Origin of the sequence: Pasteurella sp. XG20 (assembly GCF_018968665.1) — a bacterium.
Classification (GTDB): domain Bacteria; phylum Pseudomonadota; class Gammaproteobacteria; order Enterobacterales; family Pasteurellaceae; genus Pasteurella; species Pasteurella multocida.
The window spans coordinates 1,200,878-1,217,605 of sequence record NZ_CP076656.1 but is presented as its reverse complement, the minus strand read 5'-3'; the positions used below and the strand labels follow the sequence as shown (position 1 = coordinate 1,217,605).

Genomic DNA, 16,728 nt, shown 5'->3' with positions numbered 1-16,728 from the left:
TTTGAATGAGATGCCAATTCGTATCATGTCGGATGATTTATAAAAGACAGTTTTTGCCAGCGTGATACTAAAGCCAGTGGAAGAAGTAAGATGATAAGTATTATCTAATAATATGATTTATAAAGTTTTTTATTGTCGCTAATAATATATGCTATTTAACATAGGAGATTTTTTAGCCAATTTGAATGAGACAAATAACAAAAGCAAGGATAACCTTGCTTTTGTTTATAGATTAAGATTAGGCTTCTGAGTTTGGGAAGAGGAAAGGATTTAAGCCACTGCGTTGTAAGCCTTTTTCTTCCATTTCCACATCTAGGAAAATACTAGCAAGATCATCGGCTACGGCTTCTACTTTAGGATCACGTTCTTGGTATAGTGCTTTTAAGTAGCTATGACAATCACCGCAACTTTCTGCTTTCACTGCCGCCATTTCAGAATCAAGAGACCAATAATCTAATTTACCCGTTTGGTCACAATTTGTACATTTTGAACGAACCATATTCCACTCAGTTTCACACAAGGCACAATGTAAGTAACGTAAGCCTTGTTCAGCGCCAAAATGAATCACGCTAGTGACAGGTGCAGAGGCACAAATTGGGCAAACATGAAGGTTTTCTCCGCTTTCTTTATGACTTGAATGTGGAATTTGTTGTACTAATTGAAGCCAGTAAAGGGAAAGTGCCGCCCAAATGAAAACAGCTTGATCACTGCTAATTTGCTCAAATTCTTGAGCTAAGAGTTTATCCGCGATGCTATCTCGTTCCGCTTTTGAGTATTTCTCTAAGGTTTCAATCGTATTGAGAATCGTCTCATTGGCTTTGGGTTTCATTTCCGCCAAAATTGCCATTAATAAGGTTTGCCAAACAGGATCGCGCTGCCAGCGTTGAGTGTTAAGTGGTTGTTTAGCAAGATCTTCGGCAGAGAGTTTTTCTGCGCTTAAACGCGGGTCTTGCGCAATTGGTTGTTGTTGCAAGACAGCTAATTGCGCTTCGGCAACTTGGCTTGCAAAGTGAAGATAGTCTTCCAATGGATGTGCATTTGAAAGCGAAGTGAAACGTGCAATACGACGTTGATAGAGATTTTTCGGGTTTGCAAACAGGAGTGCCGGTGCATGAAATGAACTGGCTGCCGCTTTAATTTCAGAGTCGGGAAGAATTCGGATACTCATCATGTTTCCTTATTTTTGAATAAATAAAGTGCGGTCGCTTTTAGAAAAATTTCTGAAAATTTGACCGCACTTTTATTCACAGAGTCGTGTTTATGGTTGGCTTTGGTTTTGTTGTTTTGCCAATTCTTCTTTTTCTAGTTCAGGTAGGACTTCTTCACGATACCAACGAGGGTGGTGTTTTTTCGCCCAGCGAACCGTCACCCAGCCTTCGACCATACCACGAATAGACCCTTTGACCCAGAATGCCATATAGATGTGTACCATAATACCAGTGAATAACAAGAAGGCACTGGTAGAATGTAACAAGATCGCAATACGGATAACCGGGATTGAGAAATTATGGGAGAAATATTGACGCCACATAATAATGCCGGTTACAAGTAAGGTGATCATGGCAAGAATCAAGGTCCAGAACAACATTTTCTGACCAAGGTTATATTTGCCATTATCAGAAACCGCATGCTCGTTGCCTTTTAATACTTCACCAATATTTTTGAGCCAAACCCAGTCGTTTTTCTCAGGGAAGTTGTGACGCCAGTAAATACGGCAAAGATTCAGGAACGCGACAAACATGACAATTCCCGTAAATGGGTGTACAAAACGTGCCAGTTGCGGTGTACCTAGAATTTCCGTTAACCAGGAAAAATCCGGGAAGAAGAATGCCAGCCCCGATAAACCAGTAATAAAGAAACAGATAACCAGTAACCAATGGCTAAGGCGAGCTGGCAATTTATGGCGTACGATTTTACGATCGTTACTGATCTGAATCTTACTCATGATTGCCTCCTGTATGCTCTTCGTGCTCTTCGTGCTCCTCGTGTTCATCGAATTCTTCGGTATTTGGACCGATGGTGATGTAGTGAGCAATTTCACTGAGGATAATACCGCCCATTGCAACCGCTGCCACTGGTTTTAACACATCTTTCCAAACTTTGATGCTGAGATCAATTGATGGATCTTTCGGCAGACCAGAATAAAGTTCTGGTTTATCTGCATGATGTAACACATACATGACGTGTGTGCCACCCACACCTTCCGGATCGTAAAGTCCAGCGTTTTCATAGCCACGAGATTTTAAGTCAGCAATGCGTTGCTCTGCATAAATTTTCATCTCTTCTTTGCTACCAAAACGAATCGCACCGGTTGGGCAGGTTTTCACACAAGCGGGTTCTTGACCCACGGTGACACGGTCCACACAAAGTGTACATTTATAGACACGATTATCGTCTGGATTCATGCGTGGTACGTTAAATGGACAACCCGCAATGCAATAGCCACAGCCGATACATTTATCCGATTGGAAATCCACAATACCATTCGCATACTGGATAATGGCACCTGGTGCTGGACAGGATTTTAAACAACCCGGTTCGGCACAATGCATACAACCATCTTTACGGATTAGCCATTCTAAGCGGTCGTTTTCTTCCACTTCGTTGAATTTCATCACCGTCCAAGCTTTGGCATTTAAATCGGTCGGGTTATCGTAAACACCGACACAGGCTTCAGGCTCAGCACGGATATCGTTCCACTCTGAACACCCCACCTGACAGGCTTTACAGCCGATACAGGTGGTGACATCGATCAGTTTTGCCACTTCAACTTGATGCTCACGCGCTTGTGGTGGTGGCGTTAAGCTTGATGTTGCAGAGGCTTTAATAATGTTTTGAGATTGTACTACACCCATTTTACGCCCCCACTTTCTCAATATTGACTAACATACATTTAGATTCTGGTGTTTGTGTATTCGCATCACCAGTACGAACGGTTAAGTTGTTGGCGAAGAAACCTTTTTTCGCACCAGTCGTTGCGGCAAAGCCCCAGTGAATAGGAATTCCGACGGTATGAATTGGCTTGCCGTCAGACACTAAAGCACGGATACGTTTGGTCACCACAGCAACGGCTTTAATATAACCGCGTTTTGAGCTGACTTTCACGATATCGCCATGTTTAATGCCTTTTTCAGCCGCCAAGGCTTCACCAATCTCAACAAATTGTTCTGGTTGTGCAATCACGTTCAGTAATACGTTTTTCGTCCAATAATGGAAGTGTTCGGTTAAACGGTAAGTCGTACCCACATATGGGAAATCCGCACTTGTTCCCAGATCTTCTTTATCGCTGGCTAAAATCCGTGCAACTGGACTTGATACCACATTTGGATGAAGTGGGTTAGTACCAATTGGTGTTTCCATTGGTTCATAGTGTTCTGGGAATGGACCATCAGCCATACGTTCACGTACGAACAAACCACTTACCCCTTCTGGTTGCATGATAAATGGCATAACCGGGCTATTAGGTGGGGCAGTACCGTAGTCGGCAACATCCACATAGTTCCAGTTTTTACCGTTCCATTTGATCAACTGACGTTTCGGGTTAAATGGATTACCGGCTAAGTCTGCACCTGCACGGTTATAAAGAATACGGCGGTTTAATGGCCAAGCAAATGCCCAACCTAGCGTATTTCCTAAGTTCGATGGATCAGCGTTATCACGGTTTGCCATTTGGTTACCTTTTTCGGTCCATTGTCCCGTGTAAATCCAGCAAGCCCCTGATGTTGTACCATCATCACGCATTTGTGCAAAGCTCGACAATAACTGACCTTTTTTCAAGATAATGTTGCCGTCTGCATCTTTGATGTCTTCTAATGCGTAACCATTATTCTCTTTTGCGACTTCTTCCGCTTTTGGCTCAAGTGGGTTTGCATAATCCCAGCTCATTGCTTCTAGTGGCTCAAGTGGGGCTTTTCCGCCTTCTGTTTTATATAGGTGGATAAGCTCAGCACGCAATTCAGAAAGAATTTCACCGTCAGTTTTGGCTTCACCCGGTGGCTCCGCACCTTTCCAGTGCCATTGTAGCCAACGACCAGAGTTCGCAATGGAACCATCTTCTTCGACGAAGCAGGTTGTTGGTAAACGGAATACTTCAGTTTGAATCTCTTCGGTTTTCACATCATTAAATTCACCGTAGTTTTTCCAGAATTCAGAGGTATCGGTGATTAATGGGTCAAAAATCACTAAATATTTTAGTTTACTTAAGGCTTTAATGATTTTTTGTGAGTTAGCGTAAGAGGCAACTGGGTTCATCCCTTGGCAGAAGAAACCATTCACTTTACCGTTATACATGTCTTCGATGTAACGGAATTGGTCGGTACCACCTTTCGGTAATTTTGGTAAATAGTGATAACCAAATTCGTTATCTTGCGTACCTTTATCACCATAGAAGGATTTCAGCATACTGACCATGAATTTTGGTGTATTTTTCCAATAGTTCACCTGATCGTTCATCATGGTTTTTGGTGTGATACGATCCAAGAACGCTTGTAAGCTTTTATCAGCTTCTGTTGGTAATGGAATATATGCAGGTAAACGATTTGGGAATAAGCCTAAATCTGTAATCCCTTGTACGTTTGAGTGACCACGTAATGCATTCACACCACCACCCGATACACCAATGTTACCGAGCAATAATTGGATCATCGCCATGGTTCGAATATTTTGTGAACCAACGGTATGTTGAGTCCAACCTAATGCATAAAGGAATGTTGCTGCTTTATCTGGCGCAGAGGTTTTAGCAATTTCTTCACAGAAGATTTGGAAGTCTTTCTGTGGTGTGCCGGTAATACGTTCTACCATTTCTGGTGTATAGCGTTCCACATGTTCACGTAGCATATTGATCACACAGCGTGGATCTTGCATATCCATATCACGTTTTGGCTGACCATTTTCATCAAATTGGTAAGCCCAAGTGGAGCGGTCATACTTGCGTGTGGCTTCGTCATAACCAGAGAATAGCCCGTCTTCAAATTTGAAGTTTTCATTCACGAGGAAGGTGGCATTGGTATAGTGTTTCACATATTCGTGTTGGATTTTATCGTTTTTCAACAAATAGCGAATCACCCCAGACAGAAACGCAATATCCGTACCTGGACGAAGAGGCATATAAATATCAGCGACAGCTGCAGTACGGTTAAAACGAGGATCGACCACCATCAGTTTGGCACCGTTTTGTTTTTTGGCTTCAATCGCCCAACGGAATCCAACAGGGTGTGCTTCTGCTGCGTTACCGCCCATAACAATCACTAAATCTGCGTTTTTAATATCAACCCAGTGGTTGGTCATCGCACCGCGACCAAATGATGGAGCAAGACTTGCTACCGTTGGTCCGTGTCAGATACTCGCTTGGTTGTCGGTAAAGATAATACCGAGAGAACGCACAAATTTTTGTGTAAGAATACCGGTTTCGTTACTACATGCCGAACCCGCTAAGAAGCCTGCTGTCATCCAACGATTGACTGGCTCACCTGCGTCATTTTTTTCAACGAAGTTAGCATCACGGTCATCTTTGATGTGACGAGCAATACGCTCAATGGCTTCGTGCCATGAAATCCGTTTCCATTCTTTTGAACCGGCTTCACGCACTTCAGGGTATTTAACACGACGGTCACTATTGACATAGTCTAAAGCACCTGCCCCTTTTGGACATAAGGCACCGCGACTAACTGGATGATCGGGGTCGCCCTCGATATGAAAGAGTTTGCCTTTGCTGTTTTTTGAGCCATCACCCAAGCTGTACAACAACATACCACAACCAACAGCGCAATAAGTACAGGTATTACGCGTTTCTTTGGCGCGTAATAATTTGTAATTGCGAGGCGCTGCTAACGCTTCTGTTGGCGCAAAGCCTAACATTGCCGCAGATGTCCCCGCCATTCCCCCTGCACAGATCTTGAAGAACTTTCTTCTACTGACCTGCATAGATAATACTCCTTAGCGTAACAAAAATTTTGTTAGCATTTGATAGTCGTAAACACGTTAAATAGATAATTAAATATTTTGACTTGTTTTTCACTTGTTAAAATTGTATTACAATCGCCACAAGCGTTGAATTGTTGATATGCGTCTTACGAAGTAAATTACCAGCAATTAAAACACCTTTTAGGATACCGATTTTTTAGTGGTAAATCTATAACCAATTACCATTAATAAGGAAAAATATTTTGAACTGGATCACAAAATTCACAGTTGATTTTTTTTGCAAATTAACAAAAAAGCAACAAATAAAAAACAAAACAATAACTTATGAAGCAAAACAAGAAAATCTTGCAACAGAGGTTCCTGTTGCCCTTGTTTATAATGGGATTTCTCATACGGTGATGATGTGTTCACCGGAAAATTTAGCGGATTTTGCCATGGGATTTTCGTTGGCAGAAGGTATTATTGATAAGCCAAGTGATATTTATGGTATTGATGTGGTTCCTGCCTGCCAGGGGATTGAAGTTCAAATTGAACTTGCCACCCGTTGTTTTGTGCGCCTCAAAGCACAACGACGTACATTAGCGGGGCGGACTGGTTGCGGTATTTGTGGTACTGAGCAATTACAGCAGGTGCACAAAAATTTACCTCCGTTAGAACGCACTATCCAGTTTGATTTAAAGCGCCTAGATGCTTGCTTAATTCAACTGCAACAAGCACAAGTATTAGGGCAACAAACCGGTTCAACGCATGCCGCGGGTTTTTTTGATCTCGCAGGAAATTTGCTGTGCCTACGTGAAGATGTCGGGCGTCATGTGGCATTAGATAAATTATTAGGTTGGCATGCGAAACAGCCTGCCACAAAAGGGTTTGTATTGGTGACCAGTCGAGCTAGTTATGAAATGGTGCAAAAAACAGCAGCCTGTGGCATTGAAATGCTAATTGCCATTTCTGCAGCGACTGAACTCGCAGTGAACATGGCAGAACAATACCAATTAACCTTAGTTGGCTTTGCGCGAGAAGGCAGAGCAACAATCTATACAGGAAAAGAGCGGTTGTTTTTTTGAGAATTTTCTCTATAATCCCACTGTATAAAAAAACAGTTTGGTGGGTCTAAATCGCGTAAGCAAGGTAGGCATAGTCTGCCTTGTTGCTTTTATGACGGCTGCTAAGCGACAAAAACATAGCATTCCTGAACTGAGATGAAAACAGAAGGCAGATGACAGAATGGATATTTCAGCATTATTAGATGGGTTAAATGATAAACAACGTGATGCGGTTGCCGCGCCACTCGGCAATTACTTGGTATTGGCGGGGGCAGGGAGTGGTAAAACACGTGTGTTAACACATCGTATTGCTTGGTTAATTGCAGTGGAACAGGTTTCGGAAGGGAGTATCATGGCAGTAACCTTCACCAATAAAGCCGCGGCTGAAATGCGTCATCGTATCGAAAGCACCTTAGCTAATCATGCTTCTCAACGTTTATTTGGTATGTGGGTGGGCACGTTCCACAGCATTGCCCACCGCTTATTGCGCGCCCATCATCTTGATGCGAACTTGCCACAAGATTTCCAAATCCTCGATTCTGACGATCAATTGCGTTTGGTGAAGCGCTTACTTAAATTACATAATTTTGATGAGAAAATTTTTATTCCTAAACAAGTCTGCTGGTATATCAATAATAAAAAAGATGACGGGTTAAGAGCGCACCAAATTGATGACAATAATGATCGACATGAGCGGGAATGGATAAAAATTTATCAGATTTATCAAGATACTTGTGATCGTGCTGGTTTAGTGGATTTTGCGGAATTGTTATTACGTGCATACGAATTATGGCTGAAAAAGCCTGTGATTTTACAGCGTTATCAACAACGTTTTCAGCACATTTTGGTCGATGAGTTCCAAGATACTAATAAGATCCAATATGCTTGGGTAAAATTGCTTGCGGGGGAACAAGGCAAGGTGATGATCGTGGGAGATGACGATCAATCGATTTATGGTTGGCGCGGGGCAAAAATTGAAAATATCCAACGCTTTTTAGATGATTTTTCCAATGCGCAAACCATCCGTCTTGAACAAAATTATCGTTCCACGGGGAATATTTTGGCAAGTGCCAACCAGCTTATTTCCAATAACAGCAATCGCCTTGGTAAAAATTTGTGGACGGACGGAGAAAAAGGTGAGCCAGTAGGAATCTATGCGGCTTTTAATGAATTAGATGAAGCCTTATTTGTTTCCTCACAAATTAAACAATGGATAGAAAATGGCGGTAAGCTAAAAGATTGTGCCATTTTATACCGCAGTAATAGCCAATCCCGTGTGATTGAAGAGGCGTTAATTCGTTCTCAATTACCTTATCGTATTTATGGCGGTATGCGTTTCTTCGAGCGTCAAGAGATTAAAGATGCCCTTGCTTATTTACGTCTTATTGCCAATCGTCAAGACGACGCCGCGTTTGAACGCGTGGTCAATACGCCACCTCGTAGTATTGGTGAACGAACGTTAGATATGCTACGTAGTGTGACCCGCGAACGTGAAGTGACTTTGTGGCAAGCCACCCAATTAGCCATTCATGAAAATTTACTGACGGCGAGAGCAGCAACCGCACTACAACGCTTTTTAGAGTTGATTAATTCCTTACAGCAGGATACCAGTGAAATGCCCTTATTTGCGCAAACCGATTTTGTGATTAAGCATTCTGGTTTATATGCCATGTATCAACAGGAAAAGGGGGAAAAAGGCGAAGTGCGGATCGAAAACTTAGAAGAGTTAGTGACTGCCACAAAAGAATTTATTAAGCCAGATGAGGCAGAACAGTTATCTGATTTAACAGCCTTTTTAACTCATGCCTCCTTAGAAGCAGGGGAGGAACAAGCTTCTCCACATCAAGACTATGTTGAAATGATGACATTGCACTCTGCAAAGGGATTGGAATTCCCTCGGGTATTTATGGTGGGGGTTGAAGAAGGGCTATTTCCAAGTTTCCGATCTTTTGAAGAACCGGGGCGTTTAGAAGAAGAGCGTCGCTTAGCTTATGTTGGGATCACGCGCGCAAAACAAAAGTTGACGATTTGCTATGCGGAAAGTCGCCGTCTATATGCCAAAGAAGAACGTCATCTTCCTTCCCGTTTTATTGCTGAATTACCTACGGAATGTATTCAAGAAATTCGCTTACGTGGTACGGTGACACGTGCCATGAATCAGCAGAAAGTCGGATCGGTTGCACCGAGTTTACAGGAAAGTGAATGGAAAATGGGGCAAAAAGTGCTACATAGCAAATTTGGGCAAGGTACGATCATTAATGTGGAAGGGGCGGAGAATAATACTCGCTTACAAATTGCATTCCAAAATCAAGGGATTAAATGGCTGATTGCCCATTTAGCCAAATTAGAAAAAATTCGTTAAAGGGATGTACAACCTCGTGTGGAAGTACGCTAGATAGCCTGCGTTTTTTACATGGGGCGATTTTTATCCCTTTATTTTTGACAGAATTCGCGCTTAAATTAAAAGAAGAATTGGTATATCATATAGGCTAATTTTTGAATTTACGTATAGACCCATTCTTATGGCAAAAAAGAACGCCCAAATTCCAAGTAAACCTCTTGAACAAGGCATTGTTCCGCCACATTCTTTAGAAGCGGAGCAGTCTGTTTTAGGCGGTATTTTGATTCACCCAGCTCATTGGGATAGCATTAGTGACATGCTCATTGCCGATGATTTCTATTTAGCTGCCCATCGTGTCATTTTCCAAGAAATGGAAAATTTACTCCGTCAAGGCAAGCCAATTGATCTGATCAACCTCTACGAATTTTTACGTGAAAAGAATCTCAGTGAAGATGTTGGTGGCTTTGCCTATTTAGCTGAATTATCCAAAAATACACCAAGTGTATCCAATATTGTTTCGTATGCCGCTATCGTGCGTGATCGTGCTATTTTGCGTGATTTGATTAGTGTCAGTAATGATGTGGCGCAAAGCTGTTACACGACAAAAGGGATGGAGGTGAAAGATATTCTGGATGAGGCAGAACGAAAAGTCTTTGCCATTTCGGAGAAACGCACCACTTCAAACGAAGGACCACAAAATATCTGTGCGATTTTAGAAAAAACCATTGATCGTATTGAATTATTGAGTAAAACCGAAGGGCATAATGGTATCACAGGTGTCAGTACCGGTTTTGATGCGCTCGATAAGAAAACCGCCGGTTTACAGCCTTCCGATCTCATCATTGTGGCAGCCCGTCCTTCAATGGGTAAAACGACTTTTGCAATGAATTTATGTGAAAATGCAGCACTCAAAAGTGATAAACCGGTTTTAGTGTTCAGTTTAGAGATGCCAGCAGAACAAATTATGATGCGTTCTCTTGCTTCATTATCGCGTGTGGATCAAACCAAAATTCGTACTGGACAAGGGTTAGATCAAAGTGACTGGTCGAAGATTGGGAGTACAATGGGGCTGTTCGCTAATAAGCCCAACTTATATATTGATGATTCATCCGGCTTAACCCCAACGGAATTACGTTCACGTGCAAGACGAGTATATCGTGAAAACGGCGGCTTAAGTTTGATTATGGTGGACTATTTGCAATTAATGCGGGCACCGGGATTTGCCGATAACCGTACCTTAGAGATTGCTGAAATTTCGCGTTCACTAAAAGCCTTAGCAAAAGAATTAGAAGTGCCAGTGATTGCCTTATCCCAGTTAAACCGTACCCTTGAAAATCGTGCTGATAAACGTCCAGTGAATTCTGATTTGCGTGAATCTGGTTCCATTGAACAAGATGCGGACTTAATTATGTTTATTTATCGTGATGAAGTGTATAACGAAAACTCGGAAGATAAAGGCGTGGCAGAAATTATTATTGGCAAACAGCGTAATGGTCCGATTGGACGCGTGAGATTGGCGTTTAGAGGACAATTCTCACGCTTTGATAACTTAGCCGAACAACGAGATATAAGAGACGATTATTAATGAATATGAAACCTGCCACAGCAAAAATCAGTTCTGTGGCATTAAAACACAACATTCAAACGATTAAACAAAAAGCCCCGCAAAGTAAAATTATTGCTGTTGTGAAAGCCAACGCCTATGGTCATGGTGTTGTGTTTGTGTCCGCTGCCGTAGAAGAGTTGGTCGATTGTTTTGGCGTCGCCCGTTTAGAAGAAGCCTTAAGTTTACGCTCAAATGGGATTACGAAACCTATTTTGCTCTTAGAAGGTTTTTTTTGCGATAAAGATTTACCGGTGATTGCGATAAATAATATTCAAACTGTGGTGCATAACGTCGAACAATTGGAAGCGTTAAAAGCAGCTAAAGTTCCTAATCCGATTAAAGTCTGGCTAAAAATTGATACTGGTATGCACCGTTTAGGGGTAGCACTAGAAGACGTTGAGTATTTTTACCAAGCGCTCCGCGATTCAGAGAATGTTGAACCACAGATTGGTTTTGTCAGCCATTTTAGTCGCGCGGATGAATTGGAATGTGACTATACCAAGTTACAATTGACACGTTTTTTAAATGCTACGCAAAATAAAGCGGGCGAAAAAAGTATTGCTGCCTCAGGTGGGATCTTATTTTGGGAAAATTCCCATTTAGACTGGATTCGTCCGGGCATTATTATGTATGGGATTTCACCGATTAATGTACCGGCACAAGAATATGATTTAACCCCTGTGATGACCTTAACCTCCTCTCTTATTGCAATTAAACAGCATAAAAAAGGGGAGCCAGTAGGATATGGCGGGATTTGGGTCAGTGATAAAGACACGAAAATTGGTGTGGTTGCCATTGGTTATGGCGATGGTTATCCGCGTGACATACCAACAGGCACACCGGTTTACCTCAATGGTCGTCGTGTGCCCATTGTGGGACGTGTCTCGATGGATATGTTGACAGTCGATCTCGGTGCAGAAGCACAAGACAAAGTTGGCGATGAAGTCATTCTTTGGGGCAAAGAATTGCCCATTGAAGAAATCGCGGATATTAGTGGCGTGATTAGTTATGAATTGATCACAAAATTAACGCCACGTGTTTTAACGGAATATATTGATTAATTAATTAGCGATGAAAAAGTGCGGTAGAATTTACCGCACTTTTTGTCTTTTTAGTATTATTTATAAAATCAGAGCTAATCTGACGAATCATTATAAAAAATAAAAAGGTAAACAGGGGATAAGGTCAGTAAATTTAGGATGATTTTTGACTAATGGATAAATACTTGAATATCCCCATGGACCGTTTTCCATGATCAGCTGAGTTTGTTGCTCATCATTGTCTCGATATTGATGATAGAGTGTTTCGCTGTCTCTATTATCTTCCGTTAGCCAGTTTGCTGGTCTTGAAATACAAATCTGAAGAATATTATTTTTCTTACACAAGAGAGAGAAATAGATATCAGCCATGCCTGAATGGGTAAAGTCAGAAAGAGAAAATTGATTAAAGAGACTGACTCTAAAGCTAACAGTTCCTGTACCTAATACATTGACCGCTTTGTCTTTTTCCAGAGGTTTATAGAAGCTATATACCAGTCTATCCGCCGAAAAATATTTGGTCATTCTACTTGGAAAGAGAATGCCGTGTAAACCAATAACCGCTTTATCATCGTATTCATTCAGCTTTTTGATCATCGTATTGATGTAATCGCTCGGATAGATAATGTCGTCATCACAGGTTATATAATATCCATCTTGATTTTTTTCAATCAACTCTTCCAGTAAAATGAATTTGCCATTATCTCTAATGGAGTTATCTTTATCTTTGCAATGAACAACGGTTGCTTTATTACCTAAATTTTTTATGAAGTCAGGGATTTCTACATAGCCATCAAGATAAATATGAAAATGATCACATTGATTTTTTAGTATGCCGATAATACGTTGTAATTGCGCTATTCTTGAGGGAATAGAACAAATATTGATATAAACAGGAATCTTAGGATTGGACAACTTACTCATTTCTTGTGGTACTGGTAAGGCATCGTAAATACGAGGGAATTGAAAAAGATTTTTGAAATCATGTGAGGCAGTTTCGTTATGCATCGCTTGAAACAGGGTTGCATAATGTTGTCTGGTATCAGACATTTTCTGTATTATGTTATGATTGTCTATCCATTCAACCATATCAGTAAATAAAGAGTTTTCTCTCATTGTGTTGTAGTATAACGGCAAGAGTAAATTTTTTATTTTTTCTTTTCCATAATATTTCGCAATTCTATGAAAGAACTCATCATCTGAGCCTTTAGTCGTACAATTGAAGAAACCAATTTCTTGAAATACTTTTTTGTGCATACCTAAGGTTATAAAACCTAATCTATAATCCATATTATTGACTTTAATGATATGTTGTGTTTCTGGTGCTAGTCTTGAGTATGCACAACGAACAGCAATAGTTTCTTTATTAGCTAATAATATATTTACACATCTTTCTATTCTTTCATGATGACATACATCATCACTATCTTGAAAGAAAATAATGTCACCTTTAGATTTTAATATGCCTGTATTTTTCGCAAAGTAAGTTCCTAGGTTTGAATTTAATCTAAATACTCTGACTTTGCTTGTTGTATTCGCTATTCTCGAGGCAATTTCAAATGTATTATCCGAGCTATCATCATCTACAATAATAATTTCTATGTTTTTATATGTTTGTAACAATAATGAATTAATAGAAGCTTCGATAAATTGCGCTGTATTGTGAGATGTCATGATAATACTGACTAATGGATTTGCGCTGTTGGTTTCTTTGACTAACCCTAAATCACTTTTAGCGACTTCATTATATAAATCTGTTATTGATGTTGTTTGCTTATCTTTTTCTAGCTTTGCTTCTAATGCTTGATTATAGGTATATATTTTTTCAAATTCTTGCAGAACCAATTGGAGTTGTTTTAATAAAAGTTTATTTTCGTTTTCAAGGGATGCGGATAGCGGATGTTTACTGTCCTGTTTTGCCAATAAAGTTTGTTGAGAAATAATGTCTTTGTTTAAAGTTGTTTTTAGACTATCAATTTTATTTTTAAAGGTGTTGAGTTCATTTTCTTTTTCATGTTGGGGTGGATTTTTAGTCATTTGTTTTTGAGTCATCTCTTTTTTTCCCCTTCATTTCAATAAATGAGTTTATGTTTTTATTTTTATAAACCTCACTATAGACAGATTCTTTAAATATGTATATATCTCTTTGAGTTTATTTGACGTATTTTGAGTTTAAGTGAACAAGAATACACCGATGTAGGTCATTCCCCTACACAGCGTGCGTTATAATTCATTTTTAAGTGTTTTAGCATTGTTCAACGTATTGTTATGGTTTACTTTTATTCTCGCTATAAGTATGACGTTCTCAGCGATAAATTTGCTAATGAGTAAGAAATTCACGATGAAAAACGTTCAGCCAACACGGCTTGATTGGTTTCTCGTCTTGTTACCTTATGCAATCGGTTTGTTCTTTGCGATTTTTGATAGTGCAACAATTGGTCAAGTTTTCTTCTGGGGTTTTATGACACATCTTGTTGCGATATTTTTATATTTTGTGTTTCATTATCCACTTACAGCTATTTGGGGTTTTGTTGTTGGCATAATGGCGTAAAAAATCTGTCAGGAATTGACCGCACTTTTTGCGTGCAATGAGCGCATTTAGCCTTTCATTACTTTCTAAGCATTTATGTCATCTCATCTATATTGTTTTCTATTTTAATGATGAGTATAGTGTTCACCAACGTCGTCCGTCGCAGTAAATCTCGACAACTGCTAACGAATGCATTGCGCAGGGATTGATATGTGGGGAAGTTCGAGTCCCACCGGGCGACACCTTATTAATATGTTTCCCTTTTTTCATTTAAAAAAAACTATTGTCAATAAAGATGAATGGAGTACCTCTGTGCCAGATAAAGTGCTAGATTTTGGCTAGGTCGTATAAACATGGATTGACTTACAAGGGGGAAATTTAATTCAGAATGCGCGAATATAAATGAATCTCAAACGATGATTTATTAACAAAATGATTACATGCATTTTGTATATTATGCAATTAATGAATTTATAAAAGCGAAAGTTGTTCTGCCTCAAAGTTTGCCCCTTAACCTACACGCCAATTTAGTATATTATTTTCCCATTCGATATTATAAAAAAGGAAAACAATAATGAAAAACATCAATCCTACAACAACAAACGCGTGGAAAGCCTTACAACAACATCATCAAACGCAAAGTGCGGTGACAATTCAACAACTTTTTGCGCAAGAAAAAGATCGTTTTACGGATTATTCCTTGTCTTTTAACAATGAAGTGTTAGTGGACTTCTCCAAAAACAATGTGACAAAAGAAACCTTAGAATTATTGCGCCAGTTAGCGCAAGAATGTGCATTGCCTGAGGCAGTGGACGCGATGTTTAGTGGGGCAAAAATCAATAAAACGGAAGATCGCGCCGTATTACATACCGCACTTCGTAATCGTTCTAATTCGCCCGTGTTGGTTGATGGGAAAGATGTGATGCCAGAAGTGAATGCGGTTTTAGCCAAAATGAAAGATTTTTGCCATCGTGTGATTTCTGGTGAATGGAAGGGTTATACGGGTAAAGCGATTACAGATGTGGTGAACATCGGAATTGGTGGGTCTGATTTAGGACCTTATATGGTAACAGAAGCCTTACGTCCTTATAAAAATCATTTGAATCTACATTTCGTGTCTAACGTAGATGGTACACATATTGCGGAGACCTTAAAGAAAGTTAATCCAGAAACCACGCTATTTTTGGTTGCGTCAAAAACCTTTACCACACAAGAAACTATGACCAATGCGCATTCTGCGCGTAATTGGTTCTTAGCCACGGCAAAAGACGAAAGTCATGTGGCAAAACACTTTGCAGCACTGTCCACAAACAGTAAAGCCGTTGCTGAATTTGGTATTGATACCAATAATATGTTTGAATTTTGGGATTGGGTAGGGGGGCGTTATTCATTATGGTCAGCGATTGGTTTATCTATTGCCCTTTCAATCGGTTTTGAGCATTTTGAAGCGCTTTTAGCGGGTGCACACGAAATGGATAAACATTTCCGTACCGCTCCAATTGAGCAAAATATTCCGACCACATTAGCGTTAATTGGTTTGTGGAATACCAATTTCTTAGGTGCACAAACCGAAGCGATTCTACCTTATGATCAATATTTACACCGTTTTGCAGCGTATTTCCAACAAGGCAATATGGAATCCAATGGGAAATATGTTGATCGTAATGGCGAAGTGATCGATAACTACCAAACGGGACCGATTATTTGGGGCGAACCTGGTACCAATGGTCAACATGCGTTCTATCAATTAATTCACCAAGGCACTACCTTGATTCCTTGTGATTTCATCGCGCCAGCACAAACCCATAATCCATTAGCGGATCATCATGAAAAATTACTTTCAAACTTCTTTGCACAAACCGAAGCGTTGGCTTTTGGTAAAACGAAAGAAGAAGTAGAAGCGGAATTCGTGAAAGCAGGTAAATCTTTAGATGAGGTGAAAGAGGTTGTGCCATTTAAAGTGTTTACGGGAAATAAACCAACCAACTCGATTTTGGTCCAAAAAATTACGCCATTTACTTTAGGTGCCCTCATTGCGATGTACGAACACAAGATTTTTGTACAAGGGGTAATGTTTAATATTTATAGCTTTGACCAATGGGGCGTTGAGTTGGGCAAACAACTTGCGAATCGTATTTTGCCAGAGCTAGCAAACCGCGAAACGATTACAACTCATGACAGTTCAACTAATGGCTTAATTAACCAATATAAACAATGGCGTTAAGCGAAAGAACAAAAAGTGCGGTCAA

At 40.2% G+C, this 16,728-nt stretch carries 11 protein-coding genes; 6 read left to right on the top strand and 5 right to left on the bottom strand.

Annotated features, from left to right (window positions below; translation table 11 throughout):
* Positions 1–238 precede the first annotated feature (238 nt).
* The 4 genes from fdhE to fdnG all read right to left on the bottom strand — a co-directional run bounded on the left by fdhE (position 239) and on the right by fdnG (position 5,922).
* A complete protein-coding gene (fdhE, locus tag KPF51_RS05575) occupies positions 239–1,168 on the bottom strand; it encodes a formate dehydrogenase accessory protein FdhE (protein WP_064661109.1) in 930 nt (309 codons plus the stop codon).
* A gap of 90 nt (positions 1,169–1,258) precedes the next feature.
* A complete protein-coding gene (locus KPF51_RS05570; RefSeq protein ID WP_005721669.1) occupies positions 1,259–1,945 on the bottom strand; it encodes a formate dehydrogenase subunit gamma in 687 nt (228 codons plus the stop codon).
* A complete protein-coding gene (gene fdxH / locus KPF51_RS05565) occupies positions 1,938–2,855 on the bottom strand; it encodes a formate dehydrogenase subunit beta (protein WP_005726107.1) in 918 nt (305 codons plus the stop codon). The genes KPF51_RS05570 and fdxH overlap by 8 nt, the downstream gene beginning before the upstream one ends.
* 1 nt (position 2,856) lies before the next feature.
* The gene (fdnG, locus tag KPF51_RS05560) at positions 2,857–5,922 is read right to left on the bottom strand and encodes a formate dehydrogenase-N subunit alpha (protein ID WP_135938192.1); all 3,066 of its coding nucleotides are present in this window, start codon (positions 5,920–5,922) and stop codon (positions 2,857–2,859) included.
* Between the two features lie 242 nt (positions 5,923–6,164).
* Here fdnG and fdhD point away from each other — a divergent pair, with 242 nt between their 5' ends.
* The 4 genes from fdhD to alr all read left to right on the top strand — a co-directional run bounded on the left by fdhD (position 6,165) and on the right by alr (position 11,973).
* Positions 6,165–6,986: a formate dehydrogenase accessory sulfurtransferase FdhD gene (fdhD, locus tag KPF51_RS05555; RefSeq protein WP_061405962.1), complete on the top strand. Its 822-nt coding sequence runs from the start codon at positions 6,165–6,167 to the stop codon at positions 6,984–6,986.
* 160 nt (positions 6,987–7,146) lie between these two features.
* Positions 7,147–9,327, top strand: a complete 2,181-nt coding sequence (gene uvrD, locus KPF51_RS05550; protein WP_064661111.1) for a DNA helicase II — start codon at positions 7,147–7,149, stop codon at positions 9,325–9,327.
* Between the two features lie 160 nt (positions 9,328–9,487).
* Complete coding sequence (locus KPF51_RS05545) at positions 9,488–10,891, top strand: replicative DNA helicase (RefSeq protein ID WP_005726119.1); 1,404 nt, start codon at positions 9,488–9,490, stop codon at positions 10,889–10,891.
* 5 nt (positions 10,892–10,896) lie between these two features.
* A complete protein-coding gene (gene alr / locus KPF51_RS05540) occupies positions 10,897–11,973 on the top strand; it encodes an alanine racemase (RefSeq protein WP_061406427.1) in 1,077 nt (358 codons plus the stop codon).
* A 90-nt stretch (positions 11,974–12,063) separates the two neighbouring features.
* Here the strand turns inward: alr and KPF51_RS05535 are convergent, their stop codons facing one another.
* On the bottom strand, positions 12,064–14,001 hold the full coding sequence (locus tag KPF51_RS05535; RefSeq protein ID WP_061405963.1) for a glycosyltransferase family A protein: 1,938 nt from the start codon (positions 13,999–14,001) through the stop codon (positions 12,064–12,066).
* 289 nt (positions 14,002–14,290) lie between these two features.
* Between KPF51_RS05535 and KPF51_RS05530 the strand changes: the two genes are divergently transcribed.
* Together KPF51_RS05530 and pgi are read left to right on the top strand one after the other, a co-directional pair.
* Positions 14,291–14,500, top strand: a complete 210-nt coding sequence (locus KPF51_RS05530) for a hypothetical protein (RefSeq protein WP_061405964.1) — start codon at positions 14,291–14,293, stop codon at positions 14,498–14,500.
* Positions 14,501–15,053: 553 nt separating this feature from the next.
* Positions 15,054–16,703: a glucose-6-phosphate isomerase gene (gene pgi / locus KPF51_RS05525; protein ID WP_061405965.1), complete on the top strand. Its 1,650-nt coding sequence runs from the start codon at positions 15,054–15,056 to the stop codon at positions 16,701–16,703.
* Positions 16,704–16,728 lie beyond the last annotated feature (25 nt).